Raw genomic sequence first — 19,980 nt, 5'->3', positions numbered from 1 at the left:
CTCTCCAACACCGCACAGACTCCAAGCTAGGCAGCAGTACTTAGTTGAGCTATTGCGTGCAGGGCAGGATTCAAGCCTGAACCAAATCTCTCATAACGTATCGCAATAAGCAGTTGAAATCACAAAAATTTTTAAGGACGAGAGGGCTTCGGATAATGAAATCTGTATTACTCATCATGGGGAACAAGTCGCGTAATTAATGTGCTAAAGAACACGGTGATTGTTCTAGCAATCGTCTGGTAATAGCAGGATGCGGCGTGGATTCGTGGAAGTCATTCTGTGGATTTCATCTTCATTGAGGCCTAGTTTGTCGTGCAAATTCGCTACGGCATTAGACATCGTAGAGGCCGATCCGATTAAGTGGCTCCTATCGGACGACCATGTCGATAGATCTTCATCAACATTTACAGTTTGTCCTGCCAATTTATAACTTCCAGGTCCGAGTCCAGCGGCTTGAATTGCATCGGTCACGACAAACGCATTTTCACCTGCTAGACGCAGATAGTTTCTTAAAGCGGGCGCAGGAATATGCACGCAGTCAGCGATAAATCCGATCCATAGCTGATCAGTTAGGCTAAGTACTCTTTGTATGATATTGTCGTGCCGATGCATTTGGAGTGGGCAGCCGTTGCCCAAGTGAGTGAACATTGATAGGCCTGCCTCAATTCCTATACGCAGCTGGTCGATGCTTGCATCCGTATGACCAGCGGAAACGATAATCCTACGTGAAACGAGCTCGCGAGTAACTTTGCAATCTGGGTCCTGTTCGGGTGCCAGGGTCACAATTCTTACTAAGTCCCCGCCAGCTCTAAGTAAGAGACTCATCAAAGTTAAGTCTGCGGGACGTACTGCATTTTTCGGGTGAGCGCCAATAAAACCAGGATTAGGATTGAGGAAAGGTCCTTCAATGTGGATACCCCATATCATATTCTTGATCGATTGTTCTGTATTACAGACCTGCACAATATTCTTGATTCGGTGACACATTAATGAGATATCATCGGTAATCACTGTAGCGAGGATTCCCGCGACTCCGCCTTTACGCATTTTGTCACAGGCAAGTTCAACCTCACGAACGTCTAAATGATCTCCATTAAAATCAACGCCGGCATGTCCATTGACTTGAAGATCCACAAAACCTGGGGAAGGTCTCATATGAAGCCTTTGATTCTTGTTGCTACTTTCCCTACGATATCATCTTTCGCCACATTGTTACTTATGGCCGGTAGTTGATGCTTGATCTAAATTGCCTCGCCAGCATCCATATTTCCCAAGAGTGAATTGCAACTTAATGCAGTTCTCTACTGGGTTGCGTCTCCAACCGCCGGCGATTCGCTCCCTGATTGCATCCAGGGAGACCATTTTTTGGCCTGGATCCAGACACTCGACGCTAGCCGCGCCTACGGCCACCGCATTCTCCAACGCTTGAGGCGGGTCGGCGCCGCGCACCAACGCGGCCAAGAAACCTGCAATTGTTCGGTCCCCAGCTCCATTAGTAGATGCTACCTGCACTTCAAAACAAGATGTGTAGAGCTCGCGTTCCAACCATTGGTCAATATTTTCTCTTCCTTTGTAGAAAGCCTGAGTGATCTGAGGTGGTATAGCAGAAGATTTCAGATAAAGACCTAAGGCGCCAAGTTTTAAGACGACGATGGTGGCACCCATGGAGATCAATCGATCTGCAGTGTTTCTGAGCTGATCTAGATTAATTCTCTGTGTTTCCAAATGGCCAAATTCACTCCCTTGCTTATCAAAAGAGGTTGGGTTGAGCATGTAGTTTATTTCGTCTATGCTCGGAGAAAACAGATCAACGTAAGGTAGGACCTTCTCAAGCCATGCTGACCAATCGACTTGACCAGCTGCGGTGGACGGATCAGGCATTGCCATGTCCAGCGAGGTCATTGTTCCACCCTTTCTGATGCAGCGGAAAAGCTTGGCCAAACCATCTCCACCATCATTCCAGAACTTTTCCATAAGTGGCGGATAGCCAAAGTGAAATACCTTGGCGCCGTTGATTCTTGATAGCTCAATATCGTCTTCAATGAATGTGCTGTTCGCCGCAGGATAGTGAAGAAAACTACGATCTACCGCAGGCGGGCCAATCACGATCGAATAGCTTGTAGGTTGATCAGAAGTGATGATCATTCCCCTGGCTGAAATCGCGTCGGTTTCTTCAAGCTCTTTCAGCAATTGCATTCCGAAAAGATCGTTTCCCACTTTACCCATCAACGAAGTGGGGATTCCGAGATTAAGTAATGCTAGTCCCGTATTTGCAACGCATCCGCCGGCAGCATAGTCGACCTGACCAACTTCATAAAGTTTTCCTGGGGCAATTGATGGTTTAGTATTCACTTGCGGAAACCTAGGCGTCACATCCAGACAAATATGTCCGGCCACCACCACTTCTGGCGTCGAGCGCTGTAAGCTTGATTTTTCGGATGCTGCAGGTGTGAGTCGCCGAGTCGCTGAGTAATCAAGAACACGATTGGTGACTATAAGATCGTCTGAGAGAATGCGACGAGGTGGAATGCCAAGACGCTGGAGTTGGCCGTGATATGATCGAACGGCCTCAGCTGGATCAGTGATTTGTCCATCGGCCAGGTATCGTAAATGCTGGATAAAAGAAAGTTGGTGTTCAGCGTTATTGATCATGCGACCATAAAGTGCCGCGCGTGCGCCATATTTCTTGGCTTCCCAAAGTTGAAGGAAAGCATCGTAGGTCGTGCCAGCTGATCCCCCTAGTATTCCCACGACAAGGGACGAGTCATACGAGACGAGTTCTGCCAAGGACGCAGGGCCATGGTAAACCATTTTTAAGAACAACGGTCGTGAACGTTCCGCCACACCTGCCAGCGTGCGTACGATTTGGTCATTCACGAACGCACCAACGTCAGCGACTGGATGCACCGGGCAGTTTGGGTCAAAGACTTCCAGAAAATGGCGGAAGCCTAGTTTCTCGGCCTTCTGACGAAATACTTGGTATGCGGCGAGGGACTGAGCATCGAGAATTGAGTCATTGTTGAACGTTATCGAGTAAAGCCCTAGATCAGCGTCTCTCTCTTCAGGCAACGGAAAATCCTCGTCTCTTCTGCGACCGAGCAACGCCGACGCAAATGGACAAGAAGGTTGATTGGCATAGATTCCGCCACGTGCAAGCCATATATCAGTTGTATCATTAGCACGAATGGCCGGTGTGACGGAACTTTCTTCAAAAATCTTTCGATTAGAAGTAAGAACTTCATGGGAACTAACGCTCATCAGCATAATGTCGATCAAGCCTTGCTCGACGTTCTGCCGGATGATCTCTCGATATTCTTGCAACGTCCGCCAGCGATTCTCCGCATCATTTCTGCCTGGCGCAGCAATGCCAAAAGCCATATCAGCGTCTTTTGCGTCAGCCAAAATGAAGTCGGGAGACGAAGTATTCGCGAGAATATTAGCAATCTTGTTGTCGAGTGACTTAGTTCTCATGGGAGTCCAAAACACCAACCATGTATTTTTGGAATTGTCTTCAAAGCGTTAATGCATTTCTGTTGCGACCGTTCCGACTCCACCGCGATAGTAACTGAAGCAAACATTGGGATGATCCGCGAGTAACGACATGGGTACCGAGGAGTCAGGAATCTGCTTGCTAATCATCAGTGCCGAAAGACGAATGCCGAAAGGATTGTCATGATGTCCTGGATGCCAAATCGATACGCAGTCGGCCTTCCAAGTTTCGACCGGGCCTACCGTCGCAGCGCGAATCGGAACTTGAGGTACATATCCCCCTCCCGAAGTCCGTGCATTTTGGATGACAGTCATCGGGTGGAGATCGGTAATCCGGGTAGTAAGCTGGCGATACTCTTCTGGTGAGGGCGGTTGATCTTTATACTTGCCTTCGCGCTTTGGAGGATCGTTAAATGCCCAGTGCTTAACTTCTCCTTGCCCACCTTGCATCAGCGCACAACGCACTTGATCATAACTTTTGGAATACGCCTCTAGATTCGTTGGAAAGTGAATATTCTCAACGGGCATCGCTAACGCCGGTCGAATTCGGTTAAAACACAATTCCATATCGGCCCTAGCAAATGATAAGGGATGTTCAGTCGAAACTGCCTTGCCATCTTCAACCCATTCATCCATTCCCCAAAAATGTGCATTACGAAGTTTGATGTCGAGGGCATTGACTATGTTGGCTACTAGCGGAAGCTGTTCCGTTGGCCCGATGGGTCCGCATATCCCTACCGGATTGTCAGAAGTGCTCTGTTGCCAGACTTTGATGTATTCAAGAGCCTCAGCGCAATAGAACTCCTCTAACGTATCATACACTTTGATAGTAAAACCTTCTCGCGAGAGAGCGAGAAGATCTTCGACAGACAGACGAGCGGCGTCACTTAGTATTTCGGGGTCGAGTGTGGTGTAATCCCACCATTCTGCGGCCACCTTACTGATTGGTCGTGGCATTTCTATTGCCTCCTAGAAGCTCGTGAAGGATGTCCGTTGTGGGGAAAGGATGTCCGCGATGTTGGGTGAATGCCTCGGCGAATTGAGAGTTGATAGCCCGACCTCGCATGGCATTATGGCGTTTCATGTGTTCAAGGTACTCATCGATGCCATGGTGGGCACGTAGCCATTCGCGTTGAGAGGCATGGCAGGCGAGCATCTCGATTTTACGTTCCATGACATTGGTAATGTCAATTGAAGCAGATGGTTCTATTAAGTGGCCTGAATAGGGGTCACGTCCCTCTAGCGCATCACAGTAGTAGAGCCAGGGAATCACGGAGTCAGCATGCAAAGGCAACGTCGATGCATTGAGAATCGAATAGCTGAAAGCAGCACTTCGCGAAAGTTGATGGACTTGCTCATGATCCAGCATGTAATCAAATCGAGGGTGGGTAAAAACCAATACAGGTGCAATACGACGAAACAAGTCGATTGCCTTTCGATTCGTGCCTTTGTCATATACAACATTGACATCGCGTTCCTCTAGGCAATGGAATGTACCACCTAACAAACGGGCCGCCGCTTGCCCTTCGCTGCGTCGAATTGAGGCAATCTGGTCTGGCAATAAAGTCGCCGAACCGCAGTCACCTGGAGTGGCGGAGGCAATGTGTACATCCCAACCCAGATCTCGCAAACGAAGTAGCGTTCCTCCGCAGAGAATTTCGGCATCGTCGGGGTGCGCTAGTAGCGATAGAACCACCCGCCTTTTTGGAACGCTCGCCTTCATGATGTTAACTCCAGAGTGCTGCAGACCTTATTCTTTTCCAGATCGATTCTCACAGATTGAGATCGTCTCAATGTACCACTCTTGCATTGAAATTTACTTTTACTCACGGCAGAAAATCTCACCAACTACAGGGTGCTATAGGATCACCGTGGCTCTTCACCGGTCTCTTACGCTGAAAGAATGATGAGTCAACGGCCAGCACTTGACTCAGATTGAGGCTTCACTAATTTAATACTCCATATTTAGAAGTGACGCTGCATTCTCATCTAGATAGATTTTCGTTCCTTTATGTCGCTGTAGAACAGAAGCAGGTCGGGCTGGACTTACTTCATTTGAAAAACAATTGTTAACGGCTTCTGCCTTGCGCTCGTCAAGTACGGTACATATGATAGACGTGCTTTTCATGATTTGCGGCACTGTCATTGTGATGGCCTCAGAAGGGACACTCTCCAAATCTGGAAACCAACCCTCATTGAACTGTTGCAAGCGACACTTGTGATCAAGTTCGACAACTATGTATGCCTTATCTGTACAAAAGTCTGCTGGTGGGTCGTTGAACGCTAAATGTCCATTCTCACCTATTCCGACGAATGCGACATCAATAGTGTAGTCTTGAATCAATTTCCCAACGCGATTGCATTCGGTCTGCAGGTCGGCAGCATCACCATTCAAAAAATGAAACATGCGGAGTGGCGCTGGCAATTGTTTGATGAAGCGATCCCAAAGATAGCGGCGAAAGGAAGCAGGATGAGAAATAGGCAGCCCTACATACTCGTCCAGGTGGAAGGCCGTTACACAATACCAGTCAATGTCATCTTCCCGTACCAAATTTGAAAGCATTTCAAATTGTGAAGCGCCTGTCGCAACGATTATGAAGGCCTTGCCATGTTCTGCAATCGCCTGTCGGATTACTTCTGCGCCTGCCTTAGCTGCGGCACGTCCGGCTTCGTCCTTGGAAGGATGTATATGGAATGTTATGTTGCTCTGATTTAGGATCTTCATGTAACTGAACTCAGTATTGGTTTCAAAAGGTAGGAATATGATTGCTTTTCACGAAAACGGAAATAAATTCATGACCGGTGCGAGATTCAGATTACGTATCGCTCTCTCGAAGAATAGTCGAGGAGAATTTGCTTTGCTTGCTCAAGTGTTGCGTCTTCGTGCAGGATCGCCATCAGGGACTTCGTAATCCCCGAAGGACTCTTGTGCTGGATCACGTTCCGCCCGTAAACAATACCGGATGCACCTTGCTGCAGCAGGTGCCATGTTCTTTCCAAGATTTCACTATCCGATACTTTTCCTCCGCCTCGCACAAGCACGGGCACGTCTCCTGCTATCTTCACGATTCGATGAAAGACCTTTACATCATCTGTGGGATCTGCCTTGATAATGTCTGCTCCTAGCTCAACAGCTTGTCGGACGAGATGCATTATCTTGATTTCATCGCCATCAACCATATATCCTCCCTTTTCCGAATTAGGTCGAAAGACTAGGGGCTCTATCATCAAAGGCAGTGCCAAAGAATCGCACTCTCGCTTAAGTTGTAGGATGTTTGATATACATTGGTGGTTTACATCTGGTGCCCCAGGAATGAGGAACAGATTTACACAAATACATGTCGCATCAAGCTGCACTGCTTGTATCGCCGCATTGGCTAACATTGCACTGTAACGGGAGGTGGGAAGATCGTGCCCATAGATATTCGCAATGTCGGCACGCAGCACTAGCGAGGGTTTCTGGCGGCCCGGTATAGATTGAAGGTGTTTGGCTTGGCCAACGGTAAGTTGGATCGCATCAGGCCCTGCCTCAACAAGTGCTTTAACTACAGAACGAATATCCTCAATCCCCTGCAGGAAGCCTGGCTGGTTGAAGAATCCGTGATCAATTGCTACGTTAAAGCATCTATGTGATCGTGGGTGAAACAAGCGATTTATACGATATGATTTTAACAAGTGGATTCTCGATCTAAGAGACAAGCGAAGGAATACTTACCCGGACATTTTTTGAAGCAGAAAACATACGTCTATTCGTAGAACGCAAGGCTTCGTGAATATCAACTCGTGGAGTGTTTGATTATCTGCCTGAGAAGCGATTTGGCATTGCCACTAAAAATCTGCTCGATTTGCTGCCGCTCTAGGGAAGTTTCTTCACACGCCTGCTTCAACGCTTTAAGTGCCTCATACATAAAGAGTGTGTATCTCTTTTCAATTTCAGGAGACTCTCGCTGTTGATTAAAGTGGAAGGGATAGTTGGTGTGATTTTGATAAGATCTTCCGTGCCATTTACGTCTCCCTCGCATATAAAAAATTGGATTGTCAGTCCCATAGAGAATTCGTTCTGGACCTATAACATCTAGAGCAAATCGCAACACTTCAGGATTCAAGACAGCAGAAACATCGAAATAAATTCCTGGGTCATCAGAAAGCAAAGGAAGCGACTCTTCGGCATGCGGAAGGGTGTAGCTTCTTCCTAGATGAGCTAATACTAATTGGATGCCAGGATAACGTTCACGGATTGCTCTGATCTCAGCGATATTCTGCGAATCGCCCAGCCGAGTCGCCTTGGGAACATGAAGTGTTACCCATGATCGGCGTGAATCAAGTATCTCCAATTGATGGTGAGGCAAGAAATCAAAAATGCTGGCCTCGAGATATTCATCGCGACTATTGGGGGTGTGTTCAATCAGTGCATAATACGGCTTGACTCCAACAACGCCTGGACGATCAAGTTCTTCTTGCAGTTTGTTTGTGGACCATTGAGGCCGAACTAGTGCCAGGCATTTCCAGCCTCTTTCGGTCACTTCGGCCGAAAGACGTTTGTTGCCAGAATTGATGTCAAAATCAAGACTCGGCATGCCAAACGCCAAGCAAGAGAAATCTCTCTTAGGAAAGACAGTTTGGTAGCAACGCTGGGCAGCTTGAGCCCCAATAGGCTCGAAAACTTCGTTAACCCAATACTGTCTGCGCATTTCGTCGGTCATCGGATGCAGGCGATGTTCAGGCTCGTGAATGTGTGTGTGCGAATCAAAGATGGTTCGAGGTACCCATTCTTCAAGATGATCCTGCCAAAATTGCAGATCGATATCTCTATATTCCCAGACATGATGCAAATGCGTTGGATTCATAAGCTCTATGCTAGTTTGCAGAAAATGGCTGCATATATTTGGCGAACAAGTCCTGATAAACTTTGTGCTTACTCATAGGTTCAATAGTGCGAGCAGACGGAATGTTACTTAGAACTACGTCCCGCAGATCTCGTCCGACTGGGTTTGCCAGATATCTGGCCACTGATGTTGCACCGAGGGCACTTACAAATGGCTCATTAATACATCTAACTGGCCGCCCTGAAATATCAGCGATGATTTGCGGCGTAATGTTACTTGCCGCGCCCTCTCCACACAGACATATGTCGCCGACTGATACGTTGGAATCTTCTAGGAGTTGCAAATGCCGATTCAATTCACAGACTAACCCTTCCAAAACAGCCCGGAGTAGGTGCTGGAAAGAATGGCATGGTTTAATGCCTGAAAGTTGGGACTCCATCGGTTTTTGCTCCGAAGCTAGATGAGGATAGCGCGGCCAAAATACGAGCCCATCGCTACCCGCCTTAATTTCTTGCACCAATTGGTCGACATTTTCTCTTGAGAAAATGCCTGTGCGGGCTAATCCCATCACCCAATTTAGGGCCGAGCCACCCGTTCCCAACGAAAGTAGCTGTCCAAAAAGTCCTTCAACAAGATGCTGGCAAACAAATGCATTTTCGGTGACAGGAACTTGTAGCAAAGAAGTATTCGCAAGGATTACCCAAGCGGTTCCTGTCCCGATACATGTGGAACCAGCATTAACACAACCTGCTCCCAGAGAAGCTGAATATTGGTCGTGAACTGCCGCCGATACGGGAATACCCACTGGCAGGTTTGTTAGTTTGGCTGCATCTGACGTTATCTCGCCGGAAGGAGTCTTAATAGACAGCAGGTCAGGCAGTTGCTGCTCAGTTATTCCAAGTCGCGTTAGCAGATCCGGATCGGCCTTTCCGAGCCAGCTATTGTAAAGCAGGGCAATAGCAAGAGACGTGGCATGGTGGGCACGTCTACCACAAAGCCGGCCTACGACAATGTCACCGACGAAAGCGACTTGTCTATCTCGCGTCAATGTACCAGGAAAGAGGTGCTGGATTCGTAAAAGCTGGCCGATAGTCAGACCGCTAGTCCCATGTCCTGTATGCTTGATAAAATAATTGCCGCCGAGCTCTTTTGTAAGTGCATTATCAAATGGTAGGCCTCGACTATCTAGCCAGCTTACTACTTTTCCCAACGGCTGATTATTGTTGTCCAAAAGTTGTAATGCCGCGCCTTGGCTTGAAACTCCCACTGCACAGATTTGCTCAATATCTATAGCGGAAACTGATTGGCGAATCGCTGTGCATGTGGCTTGCCATATCTCTTCAATATCTTGTTCAACGCCACCATCACCTGTTTCTATTCGATTGACCGATACACTCGAACGTGCGGCAACACGCCCTAGTTCGTCGACGACAAGAACCTTCACATTCGACGTTCCCAAATCAAGGCCTAAATACATAAAAACACCCTCCTATCAAGATGTGCTACCAAAAAGATAATCAAGGGTATTCTTATTGGAAACTATTCTACGCAATGTGGAAGTTAAAGCATTGAGGGCAGTGACTTCGTCTTCGTAGCGGCCTTTCAATGCATATTCTTGAAGTATCCCATCTCCTTGGTGTCGAGTGCAAAAATAGGTGTAGGCAGGCGAGTCTGTTCCCCAAATAATTGTGTTAGGAAAGTTCTCGCAGATCACAGTCATAACCTTGCAATAATCTGAGTAATCGGCCTCCAATAGTGAAGCTGCGGTGATCATACCATCGGCGACGCACTGGACAGCCAGATCGACTTGAATCTTGATTGCCGCGGTGTCTACCCAAACATTGGCTGCCGCGTCTGCTGCGAGCAGCATCTCACGGTTAAAAACTAGACAGTGGGCTAAACAAAACCGCAATTTGGGTCTATTCTCGGCGATTTTTAAGAGGTCGGAAGCTTGAGAATACTCATCGTTGGGCAGTGTTGTCGCATGAAACAAAAAGGGTATGTTTCGCTTCTCCGCAAAGTCTAGTAGTAGTTGTCCTTCATGCAACAATGCGGCTGCATGTGACAGACAACCAACTGGATGAACTTTTATGCCGTAAATAGGGTAGTTCTTATCAAGCTCTTCGAGTGATTCGAGTTGTTCAACAATGTGTCGTGCTGGGTCAACAGATACGAAAGGCAAAAATCTCCTAGACAGCTCAGGGCAATAGTCAAACACTTCTCGCATTAACATGCGATTCTCGACCGAGTACGGTGGCCAAGAAAGTGGTTTGCTAGCAAGCACTTTCTGCCCATTTCTAAGCTTTGAAAGATCAAAACTAAGGTCCGGTAAGAATGGAAAAATAACGTTTACGTCTACTCTGCCTGCTAGTTGGCGATAGTAGAGGCTTTCGGCAGTTTGCGCATAGGGATACTCATCTCGGAGAAATCCACCAATACCTACACCGACGTGGGAATGGCAATCAATGAGCTTTCCTTCGAGATCGCTTCGGCTTAAATGTCTGGTAGCCATAAAATATATCCGGAGCCAACAAAATTCAAAATGCGATCTCGATACGCCTTTCACTAGATAGCGAAGTGCAGTCCGCTGCGACGGAACCAGAGAGAATAAGCTCACTAGTAATAATCTGCAGAATGCTTGCAGGCACAAGTGGAGTCACGGGGCCAAAAGCAGCCAGTCGCGTGATAAATCTTTGCCAAATCGACTCTCCCGCTCCAAAGCCGTTCCAAAAACTCACAAGCTTAGAGTTCTTTAATTCGCGTGGTCCAATCGTGACAGCCTTAGGTGGAACCCACGACCAGTCACCGGCACTTCCGGCATCTGCATAAAGTGAGTTTTGGCAGACAGTGATTGGATGCAGATCGACGATACGAGTTCCTTGCTCAAGATAGCCCTCAATGTCACCAATAAATTCACGACCCAAATGTGGTTCGAAAAAAGCGATATGTCCCGACCACCCTATTCCTCCATAGCAGACATCAGCTCCCCCCAAATCCTCTAGCATTTTACTGTAGTTGTTAACGTTGGAAGTACTTGGGAAATGAATTTGGCTTTCTGGCATTCGTAGTTCAGGACGTATTTGATCGAACAGATCGTGGTACATCCAATACTGAAAGCCACCCTTCCAATCTTTGGGAGCGGTATTTCCCTCCTCATCTGCATATTCATCCATATTGAATGTATGAACATGATGGCAGGGGATATTCAAGTCGTTCAGCATCTTCGCCACAAATGCGTAGTTAGGATTGGGCGCCGGTAGAATGAGGATATACTGCTTTCGTCCTTCGTCTAACGCCCTTTTAATGCCAGACACAATGCTCATGACGTAACTGAAATGAAAAGCCAATTCATGCTCAATCACTCGGATTTTGAGCATTTCGGATGGCGAATGTGTGATTTCTTCTCGTTTAATTTGTCTAACTCGTCGACAAACTTCCTTGTCTCGAAAATCTAAGTTTTGAGAAAGCTCGTAATCAAATTCGTTGTATGAAAAAGTTGATCCCACGCTATTGCTTACTCCTAATTGAATCCCAGTTCTCGTTCAGTCTCACCAATGGCTTCATCGATGATGTCCAGACCTTTAAGTAATGCTGCATCATCCATTACAATCGGTGGACTCATGCGTAGAATGTGGCCCGCAGGAATCCAGGCCAGACCCTTCCGGAAGGCTTTTTGGTAGACGATCGCGCCAGCTTCATGGAAGGGCTCTTTAGAGTCTTTATCTATTACCAATTCGATGCCCATCAAGCAGCCCTTAGCTCTCACGTCACCCACAATTGGGTGTTCGTGTTTCATTTTCTCCATCCTTGACAATGCAAGTTCACCTAGATAAGTCGCCCGAGCGAGCAAGTTCTCTTCTTCTATGACTTCCGTGCTTGCCAATGCCGCCGCACAGGCCATCGGATTGCCGCCGTAGCTGCTGGATGCAGAGATCGCCTCAAATGACTCTTTGTATGGCTCACGAACCGCCACGCAAGTCACTGGAAATCCGTTTCCAAACCCTTTGCCAATAGAAACAATGTCGGGTAGAACACCCCAATTCTCCATGCATAACCATTTTCCGGTACGCCCCCAACTGGTGAGCACTTCGTCCGCCATCAATAAAATCCGTCGTTCGTCACAGAACTTTCGAAGTTTTGGAAAGAAATCATCTGGTGGAATGATCGTACCACCCCAGCCTTGAATCGGTTCTAGAACAAAACCAGCAACCGCGTTTACAGTTGCCTTGTCAATGTATTCATCGTAGAATTCGATATATTTATCTGTATCTATCGAGCCATCTTCTGTTGTCCACAATGGGCGATATACATCCGGCCTAGGGACCATATGCATGCCGGGCGCCCGAACAGGACCATAGACAGGAGAGCGAATGTGTCCTAACGAAACTCCGCCATAGGTTTTTCCATGATAATCATAGAAACAGGAAATCATTTCGTGCTTACCAGTGGCCGCACGAAGGAGTCTTTGCCCTGCTTCTACGGCTGTTGTGCCAGAGTCGTAGAATTGAAATCCATTGAGATCTCCTGGCAACACGTCGGCTAGCTTTTCAACTAATCGAGTCTTGATTTCCGTTGTGAAATCATGGCAATTCATCAATGTAGATAGCGCGCGTCCAATGGCTTCGGTGATCTTAGGGTGACAGTGACCGAGTGTTGTTACATAAATGCCCGAAGAAAAATCCAAGTACTTATTGCCATCGACATCGGTCAGTTCACAACCTTTGCCTGATTCAAATGCAACAGGGAATAACTTGACCTGAGAACTAAGCCCCTTGAAGTACTTGGTACATCTTGCGTGTAGTTCTTGTGACTTAGGCCCCGGAGGGACAAAGGGTACGGAGGGGGTGCGCTGCAGATCAACTGATGCCCATTCGGACAAATAAGCACTAGACGAGATCATATTTGCTGACGACATCTTGGACCTTTATAGAATCTTTAACTACTTCACATAGGGCAGCCTGAAAGGCAAGTGGATTAGGAACTTGAATCGCATTGCGACCAAACACTACCCCTCTAGCACCTGACCGTACCTCAATATCGGCCAAGTCCAATGCATCTTTCTGTGTAGGTAATTTTTCAGCACCCAACCCGAAAACAGGAACTGGAGAACATGCAATCACTTCTTTAAAGCGACAGGTATTAAAAGTCTTTATCGCGTCGGCTCCCAGCTCTGCTACAATTCGGCTTCCTGTTAAGACATCGAGATGCAATTGTTCCGGAGTCATCTCTGCGTGCCCGGTTGGAAAATACTCCCCAATCACAGGGATACCAAGGCTATGGCATGCATTAGATAATTTTGAGAAAACTTCTACGTTTGCTGCGTCGCGCTCTTCGGAGCCTGTTTTTAGAGTCAACGAGACTAGCGCAATATCCATCCCTTCGCGAAGCGCGTCTTCCGGGATTGCAATAGACACGCTCTTAGCGTCGCGATAGCCAAACTTAAAGCAGTATACGGTATTCCAATTCAGTCGTACGATTGCCAGAGGACGTTTCGGATGAGCGAACAGACTACTGCATCGACGCAGCATGCCGGGTGCGACCAAAACTGCGTCGACTATTGGATTAATCTTCCTGTCAATCGTCGTCAACTCCTGAAGGCCAGGAATTGGACCGTCAAAAAGGCCGTGGTCAATAGCAATTACTACGGAACGACCTCCGCCCACGAGTCGTTGCAGTCTAATTTCACGTCCGTCCATTTAAGATTGATTATCCTTATCTTAAGATTACATATATCAAAAACAAAAGCTTCGCTGAATCAAACTCTTCTGACTTTGACTTTTCTATTTGCGAGTTGACTCACGACTGATCGATCTGCATTATTGTCGGTGATCAACTGATCAATCTCGTCGATTTTCAAATAACGAACTGCTCCTGCACGCCCTATTTTGGAACTGTCGCAAATGACAACAACCTCGTTAGAGCACGCAGCCATTCGTTCAGCAATACGTGCTGTTTCCATGTCGCTTGCAAAACTCCCTCGCGTAGGGTGGATTCCGTCGCTTCCCAGGAATGCCACATCAGCAGATAATCTTTCCAGCATGATTTCTGTCAGCGGGCCGGCTAAATCAGGATTTCCCCCTCTCACTTGTCCACCGAGCAACTGAAGTCGAATATTTCCTCTCGCCCAAAGTTCACTCGCGATAACGAGACTGGCAGTGATCACGGTCATCTGAAGAGAGGATTGTGCGAGCACTTTCGCCAGCTCAAGAGTTGTCGTGCCAGTATCCATAAAAATTGTCTGGCCTTCCTTCACTTCCGAGGCCGCAGCAAGAGCGATGCTCTTTTTCAGGGCCATGTTCATGCGACGAGTTTCGTCAAACTCAAACTCAAACGTGATCCTTTGAGCGGCCAGCGCTCCCCCGTAAAACGGCAGGGCGATCCCTTCTTCCTGCAACTTTTTCAGGTCACGACGGATAGTCATTTCGCTCACTGCGAAGCGAACTGCTAATTCAGCCGTAGAAACGTTTTCGTGGGCTCTCAGTATTTCTGCCAGAACGTGGCGACGCTTGTTTCCTTCTGCAGAACTTCTCGGCATGGTTCACCGTAATGGTCTATTGCGTGTGATTATGATATATTGTTACATTATGTCAAGCTTCTCGGGAAGATATTGTTTCCCTCTTGGCAGCACTAGTATTGATCCGTGCAATGCCAGATTGTACGGACCAAATGGTAGTATTTTATAGCAATGTTAGATAATCCTTTGAAAAGCACTGAATTGAATTGCTCGCGAAGAGAATTTCTTCAAGATGCCTTAGTTATCGGTGGAGTGACTTCGGCGTTTGCTTCGATTGAAGATGTCGCAAAAGGGGCTACAGGCGATTCTCGCCGAATTCGGATAGGGGTCGTAGGTACTGGTAACAGGTTACTTAGTATGTGGGGACCACCTGTTGAGAAGGAATACAGCTCACAGGTTGAGTTCGTGGGGTTGTGTGATCTCAATGGCAAGAGAGCTTCCTACGCGCAATCTCAGTTTGCTTCCAAGCCTCCCATTTACACAGATTTCAAAAGGCTGCTTCATGAAACTTCTCCTAATACCATCCTGGTGACCTCTATTGATGCGACGCACGTACCTCTTGCGATAGCGGCCATGGAACACGGGTGCGATGTTATTTGCGAAAAGCCTGTAGCGACGACGGCAAAGCATTGCCAAATGCTATACGATTCCCAGAAACTAACAGGTCGGAATGTCACTGTAGCGTTCAATGCGCGCTACTTCGTAGAAGCAACCAAAATTAAAGAGTTGCTCCTGTCTGGCGTTATTGGCGAACTTTACTCAGTGGATTACGCAGAGCTTCTAGATCTGAGGCACGGCGCGGACTATTTCCGACGCTGGCATGCTCTAAAGAAGAATTCAGGAACACTTCTTTGTCATAAATCAAGCCACCAATTTGATCAGGTCAATTGGTGGGTTAATTCACAGCCAGAAGTTGTTACTGCATTTGGAAACCTCAATGAATACGGTCGCGAAGGCCCCTTTAGCAGTACTCACTGCCGAAAATGTGACCATCATGATAAATGCCAATTTTACTGGGATATTGCAACTTCACCCAGAGATATGAAGTTGTACGTAGAAAATGAGGATGTCGATGGCTATCTGCGAGATGCATGTGTTTATCGGCCTGACGTTGATATCTACGATACGATGAGTCTTCAGTGTCGTTATAAGAATGGAGTTTTGCTGAATTACTCGCTTAATGCCACATCACCTGTTGAGGGTCAGATTGTCGCAATTAATGGCAGCAAAGGCAGAATCGAAATGCGGTCCTACAATCAACAACCGTGGAAACCTGAGAGCAAAGCAGAACTTCGCTTGATTACTCATAGCCCCCACCACTCCGAGCAGATCCCTCTGGCGATAGTGGAAGGTGAGCACGGGGGGGCTGATGCTGCCCTTAAGGAACAAATTTTTGACCAAACAAGCAAAGACCCCCTAGGACACCGGGCCGGTGTTTTGGCGGGAGTCTACTCGTCACTTATTGGGATAGCCGGCTATCTATCGATTGAATCCAATAATCCCGTGCGCATTGAAGAGCTGTTCAAAGTAACCTGATCACGTCGTTTGTCTATACAGCGAGTACTTTCATGAACACGGCCGACATAATAGTTTTGATCGGCTACTTCGTAGTTATGGTGGCCATCGGAATAGCCTGTGCGTTTAAAACTAAAAACCAAGAAGATTTCTTTCTTGGTGGGCGTGGATTCGGGAAGCTGCTTCAAACGTTTGCCGCTTTTGGAGCCGGTACAGGCGCACAAGATCCGATCAATGTAGGGCGAACTACTTGGACGAGTGGTTTAAGTGGTATCTGGAGTACTTTTGTTTGGTTGTATGTCACCCCATTCTATTGGATATTCGGTACTTGGTATAGACGAATGCGTCACTTGACATTGGGCGACTGGTTTGTGGAACGGTACGAAAGCCCGGCCCTAGGGGCTGCTTACACAGTATATGGTTTTGTTTTTTATATTTTCTATCTTTCAACCATGTTTTCAGCAATTTCAAAGGTTGCCGAGCCATTAATTGGCGACGAGACCGTTCTGTCCTTAGTGAGCTGGATTGGGTCAGATGATCCAAGCGATCTAAAATACGTCTTGGTTCCACTGATTGCTGGTGTAGTAGTCGCTTATGGCGTTGTGGGCGGTCTTGCCGCAGCCTATTGGACGGACTTAGTGCAGGGCCTGTGCATTATCTTGCTGTCAATCCTGTTGATTCCAACTGGATTATCAAAACTTGTAGAGAGATTCGGAAGCCAGTATGCGTCTCAAACCAATCAGGAGGTGGATCAACTTGGGCTGAGCGATGGGCTGTCTATCTTGCATCACCGACTAGGAGAGAGCTACTTTCAGCTGTTTGGCGGTCCGCGTTCAGGTGAATTCCCACTTCATTTTGTCATCTTCTTTTCCCTTTTGGCATTGCTGGGAATCGTCGTGCAACCGCACTTTATCACTGTCGGTGGTGGTTCCGCCAAATCCGAGAACTCAGCCAGAATTGGCCTAGTGACGGGTAATTTCTTGAAGCGATTTTGTTCCATAGGGTGGGCAATTTCAGGGCTCATCGTTGTCGCATTGTTTGCAGACAATTTGCAAATCAACGATGATCCAGATCGTGCGTGGGGAATTGCTTCTCGTGAAATTCTTGGTGGCATTTCTATCGCCGGTATTTCCTTGGGATTGGTAGGGTTGATGTTCGCTTGTTTGTTGGCCGCTTTGATGTCGTCCGCTTCATGCTATATGCTCGTAACATCTGCGTTGCTGGTAAGAAATGTATATGCAGCATTTATCGACTCCTCGGCTACTGAAAAGAAGTATGTAGCTCTCGGACGTCTTTCAAGCTTTCTCGTCATTCTGGGAGCTTCGGTAGTATCGCTGATCTGGTTTGATGTGTTCGCACAATACAAGTTGGCCTTGGAGATTGCGATACTATTCGCAGCACCTTTCTGGTTAGGAATGTATTGGCGGCGTGCCACTACCATGGCTGCATGGGTAACTGTGTCTTTTTCGTTGTCATTCTTTTTCATCCTACCCACTTTGTTGCCGGGTCTTTGGCCCTCGCTCAGAACCAACCCTGAATTTGCTTTCGCGACTGATAAGGTATCAACAACTTATGTTCGTAGGGCCTCTGCAGCTGATGTTGCTAAGCGAGAGGCTGCCATAAGACTCTGGGCGATTAGCAATGATGGAAAAGGCATCAAACCTACAAGTCTGAACCTTGGCGATGAATTTATTGATCAATTTACAACAGGAGGTAAGCCTGTTTTTTGGAATGAAGGCATCCTTCCAAAAGGCGAAACCCTTACTCGTGTAGTCAAAAACTTCGCCGTACCAAAAGAGAGTAAGTCAATCGTTGTAACTCGAGATGAGGGATCTTTCGTAGGTCAAGGCTCTTTTCAAATTGATTACTACTTGTTCCACCTCTTCGGTATGAAGTTGCGAAAAACCGATGACGCCCTGCTTGCAACTCTAAGAATACCTCTTCGTCTATTCCTTCCATTCCTAGTAATGATTGGTGTGAGTTTGGTAACTCGCACAAACAGTAAGACGGCTCTTGATCGTTACTACGCCAAAATGAAAACGCCTGTTCAATCTACACCACAGGAAGACGAGCAAGCTCTTGAGCATTCATATGCTACCCTAGACAAAATTGAAAAGACCAAACTGTTCCCGGGTAGTTCGTTTGAATTTCAAAAGCCAGGCAAAGAGGACATTTGGGGATTTGTAGCGTGCGTTGCAATCTGCTTTGCTATCCTCGGCTTAATTTATTGGATTTCAATTCTTGGATCCTGATCCAGTTCATGAGGCTACTGACCCCAGCCGATCACAAGAAAATGGAATTCAACATTGGCCTCTTCAGCTGCAAGTTCGTGTGCAGGCAGTTGCTAGACTCGTTGGCAATACCGCTGGTGATTAGAGTGCCACTTCAGGCGATCGGGACCTCCTGCCTGACAAATCGCGAGTTGCTCATCCACAGAATCGTTACTGACAGTTTACCATATTTGATTATAAGGGGACATTGAGAACGCTCGGCCTGGATTACTGCAAGATGCGCTCTTGTAGCTGCTAATGATAATGCTTGGCAGATCGCTTCTTCTGGTCACTCAAACGCAGATATTGAATTCGCGATACTGAGCGTATTCAATTACTTCGAAGTCTCCTATAATCGCCAGCGACTTCACCAATCGCTCGTCTACAAAATCCATTAACATTTCGCATCCTTATACGCACGGTTGTACAAAAGGAAATGCTGTTCATTACTGTCTCAATATCGTGGACTTCTGCAAGACTATGCGACTAACAACATCAGTTTATGGGAAAATCGCAAAATGAGATCAAGTACGATTAAGGCCAAATTAGCCATCAACCAGCCTGTCTTCATTACTCAGCTCCATCTAAATGAGCCTAGTATTTACGAGATGGCAAGCAGAATGGGCTTCGACGGTTTGTGGATGGACCTTGAGCACCACAGGCGTTCGCTAGAATCAGCTTCTCATTTGATTCGTGCATCTCGGGTAGGAAACTCAGATATTATTGCTCGTCCGGCAAAGGGGGAATTTATGCGGTTGGGGCGGCTACTTGAAGCAGGAGCGCAAGGCATCATGTACCCTCGCTGTTGCGATGCGGAGGAGGCCGCTGAAGTAGTTCGCTGGGCTAAATTTGCGCCAATGGGGTCTAGGGGTTTTGATGGGTCCGGTCCGGACTCATCTTACGGGGCCTACAGCATTAAAGAGTATTTACAACATGCGAACAAAGAAACTTTTATTATTATCCAGTTGGAGGATCAAAATTCTATAGATCAGTCCCATGAAATTGCTGCGGTAGATGGCGTAGATGCACTGATGCTTGGACCGGCTGACTTTACTGTGCTTGCAGGCATTCCTGGGGAATTTAGTCACTCTATGGTGAAGGAAGCCACCATACGAATCAGTGAGGCTGCGAGAGCAGCTGGAAAGCATTGGGGAATGCCTGTGTTTAGCGACGAGCATTATCGTAGCTTATACAAAATGGGTGGTCGCCTCTTCTTTCACGGTGCAGATGTAGTATTGCTTCGTCAGGGATTGCTTGCCCTGAAGCAGAGATTTCTCGAGCTTGAGGCAAGCTGTGTAACTAGGAGTGAATAGTTGTGCTACATAGGACTCAGTGGACCAATTCATGGACGAGTGAACAGGCTTTA

The 19,980-nt window shown here is 47.2% G+C and carries 16 protein-coding genes; 3 read left to right on the top strand and 13 right to left on the bottom strand.

The features are described from left to right. Positions 1 to 225: 225 nt before the first annotated feature. From SH678x_RS12240 to SH678x_RS12180, 13 genes are all read right to left on the bottom strand, one after another. Positions 226 to 1,155 (bottom strand): N-acetylglucosamine-6-phosphate deacetylase, encoded by a 930-nt coding sequence (locus tag SH678x_RS12240; protein WP_496918733.1) that lies wholly within the window; start codon positions 1,153 to 1,155, stop codon positions 226 to 228. Between the two features lie 57 nt (positions 1,156 to 1,212). Beyond that, complete coding sequence (locus SH678x_RS12235; RefSeq protein WP_496918732.1) at positions 1,213 to 3,471, bottom strand: carbohydrate kinase family protein; 2,259 nt, start codon at positions 3,469 to 3,471, stop codon at positions 1,213 to 1,215. A gap of 48 nt (positions 3,472 to 3,519) precedes the next feature. Continuing rightward, positions 3,520 to 4,446, bottom strand: coding sequence for a sugar phosphate isomerase family (locus SH678x_RS12230; protein WP_496918731.1), 927 nt, complete (start codon positions 4,444 to 4,446; stop codon positions 3,520 to 3,522). After that, positions 4,427 to 5,212, bottom strand: coding sequence for a PIG-L deacetylase family protein (locus SH678x_RS12225; protein ID WP_496918730.1), 786 nt, complete (start codon positions 5,210 to 5,212; stop codon positions 4,427 to 4,429). The genes SH678x_RS12230 and SH678x_RS12225 overlap by 20 nt, the downstream gene beginning before the upstream one ends. 228 nt (positions 5,213 to 5,440) lie before the next feature. Then, positions 5,441 to 6,214 carry a glucosamine-6-phosphate deaminase gene (locus SH678x_RS12220; protein ID WP_496918729.1) on the bottom strand — a complete coding sequence of 258 codons (774 nt, stop codon included), beginning with the start codon at positions 6,212 to 6,214 and terminating at the stop codon, positions 5,441 to 5,443. A gap of 86 nt (positions 6,215 to 6,300) precedes the next feature. Next, positions 6,301 to 7,164 (bottom strand): class I fructose-bisphosphate aldolase, encoded by an 864-nt coding sequence (locus tag SH678x_RS12215; RefSeq protein ID WP_496918728.1) that lies wholly within the window; start codon positions 7,162 to 7,164, stop codon positions 6,301 to 6,303. Positions 7,165 to 7,265: 101 nt separating this feature from the next. Further along, the gene (locus SH678x_RS12210) at positions 7,266 to 8,336 is read right to left on the bottom strand and encodes an amidohydrolase family protein (RefSeq protein ID WP_496918727.1); all 1,071 of its coding nucleotides are present in this window, start codon (positions 8,334 to 8,336) and stop codon (positions 7,266 to 7,268) included. 10 nt (positions 8,337 to 8,346) lie between these two features. After that, positions 8,347 to 9,792, bottom strand: coding sequence for a xylulokinase (locus SH678x_RS12205; RefSeq protein WP_496918726.1), 1,446 nt, complete (start codon positions 9,790 to 9,792; stop codon positions 8,347 to 8,349). 15 nt (positions 9,793 to 9,807) lie between these two features. Further along, on the bottom strand, positions 9,808 to 10,827 hold the full coding sequence (locus SH678x_RS12200; RefSeq protein ID WP_496918725.1) for an amidohydrolase family protein: 1,020 nt from the start codon (positions 10,825 to 10,827) through the stop codon (positions 9,808 to 9,810). Positions 10,828 to 10,852: 25 nt separating this feature from the next. Next, positions 10,853 to 11,821, bottom strand: a complete 969-nt coding sequence (locus SH678x_RS12195; RefSeq protein WP_496918724.1) for a sugar phosphate isomerase family — start codon at positions 11,819 to 11,821, stop codon at positions 10,853 to 10,855. A 14-nt stretch (positions 11,822 to 11,835) separates the two neighbouring features. Then, on the bottom strand, positions 11,836 to 13,230 hold the full coding sequence (locus SH678x_RS12190; protein ID WP_496918723.1) for an aspartate aminotransferase family protein: 1,395 nt from the start codon (positions 13,228 to 13,230) through the stop codon (positions 11,836 to 11,838). Then, positions 13,202 to 14,011 carry a class I fructose-bisphosphate aldolase gene (locus SH678x_RS12185; protein WP_496918722.1) on the bottom strand — a complete coding sequence of 270 codons (810 nt, stop codon included), beginning with the start codon at positions 14,009 to 14,011 and terminating at the stop codon, positions 13,202 to 13,204. Before SH678x_RS12185 ends, SH678x_RS12190 begins: the two co-directional genes overlap by 29 nt. A 59-nt stretch (positions 14,012 to 14,070) precedes the next feature. Then, positions 14,071 to 14,850: a DeoR/GlpR family DNA-binding transcription regulator gene (locus SH678x_RS12180; protein ID WP_496918721.1), complete on the bottom strand. Its 780-nt coding sequence runs from the start codon at positions 14,848 to 14,850 to the stop codon at positions 14,071 to 14,073. A 150-nt stretch (positions 14,851 to 15,000) separates the two neighbouring features. Between SH678x_RS12180 and SH678x_RS12175 the strand changes: the two genes are divergently transcribed. From SH678x_RS12175 to SH678x_RS12165, 3 genes are all read left to right on the top strand, one after another. Then, the gene (locus tag SH678x_RS12175) at positions 15,001 to 16,365 is read left to right on the top strand and encodes a Gfo/Idh/MocA family oxidoreductase (RefSeq protein WP_496918720.1); all 1,365 of its coding nucleotides are present in this window, start codon (positions 15,001 to 15,003) and stop codon (positions 16,363 to 16,365) included. 32 nt (positions 16,366 to 16,397) lie between these two features. Continuing rightward, complete coding sequence (locus SH678x_RS12170) at positions 16,398 to 18,596, top strand: sodium:solute symporter family protein (RefSeq protein ID WP_496918719.1); 2,199 nt, start codon at positions 16,398 to 16,400, stop codon at positions 18,594 to 18,596. A 536-nt stretch (positions 18,597 to 19,132) separates the two neighbouring features. Next, on the top strand, positions 19,133 to 19,927 hold the full coding sequence (locus tag SH678x_RS12165) for an HpcH/HpaI aldolase family protein (RefSeq protein ID WP_496918718.1): 795 nt from the start codon (positions 19,133 to 19,135) through the stop codon (positions 19,925 to 19,927). The last annotated feature ends 53 nt before the right edge of the window (positions 19,928 to 19,980 follow it).

Source organism: Bythopirellula superficialaquae, assembly GCF_059632245.1.
This window is presented reverse-complemented; position numbering and strand designations above follow the sequence as displayed.

Excerpts from the sequence above, each read along its gene's own strand:
- SH678x_RS12205 (WP_496918726.1), bottom strand. The coding sequence starts at position 9,792 with ATGTATTTAGGCCTTGATTTGGGAACGTCGAATGTGAAGGTTCTTGTC.
- SH678x_RS12170 (WP_496918719.1), top strand. The coding sequence starts at position 16,398 with ATGAACACGGCCGACATAATAGTTTTGATCGGCTACTTCGTAGTTATG.
- SH678x_RS12225 (WP_496918730.1), bottom strand. The coding sequence starts at position 5,212 with ATGAAGGCGAGCGTTCCAAAAAGGCGGGTGGTTCTATCGCTACTAGCG.
- SH678x_RS12175 (WP_496918720.1), top strand. The coding sequence starts at position 15,001 with ATGTTAGATAATCCTTTGAAAAGCACTGAATTGAATTGCTCGCGAAGA.
- SH678x_RS12220 (WP_496918729.1), bottom strand. The coding sequence starts at position 6,214 with ATGAAGATCCTAAATCAGAGCAACATAACATTCCATATACATCCTTCC.
- SH678x_RS12190 (WP_496918723.1), bottom strand. The coding sequence starts at position 13,230 with ATGTCGTCAGCAAATATGATCTCGTCTAGTGCTTATTTGTCCGAATGG.
- SH678x_RS12210 (WP_496918727.1), bottom strand. The coding sequence starts at position 8,336 with ATGAATCCAACGCATTTGCATCATGTCTGGGAATATAGAGATATCGAT.
- SH678x_RS12230 (WP_496918731.1), bottom strand. The coding sequence starts at position 4,446 with ATGCCACGACCAATCAGTAAGGTGGCCGCAGAATGGTGGGATTACACC.
- SH678x_RS12180 (WP_496918721.1), bottom strand. The coding sequence starts at position 14,850 with ATGCCGAGAAGTTCTGCAGAAGGAAACAAGCGTCGCCACGTTCTGGCA.
- SH678x_RS12200 (WP_496918725.1), bottom strand. The coding sequence starts at position 10,827 with ATGGCTACCAGACATTTAAGCCGAAGCGATCTCGAAGGAAAGCTCATT.
- SH678x_RS12235 (WP_496918732.1), bottom strand. The coding sequence starts at position 3,471 with ATGAGAACTAAGTCACTCGACAACAAGATTGCTAATATTCTCGCGAAT.
- SH678x_RS12165 (WP_496918718.1), top strand. The coding sequence starts at position 19,133 with ATGAGATCAAGTACGATTAAGGCCAAATTAGCCATCAACCAGCCTGTC.
- SH678x_RS12185 (WP_496918722.1), bottom strand. The coding sequence starts at position 14,011 with ATGGACGGACGTGAAATTAGACTGCAACGACTCGTGGGCGGAGGTCGT.
- SH678x_RS12240 (WP_496918733.1), bottom strand. The coding sequence starts at position 1,155 with ATGAGACCTTCCCCAGGTTTTGTGGATCTTCAAGTCAATGGACATGCC.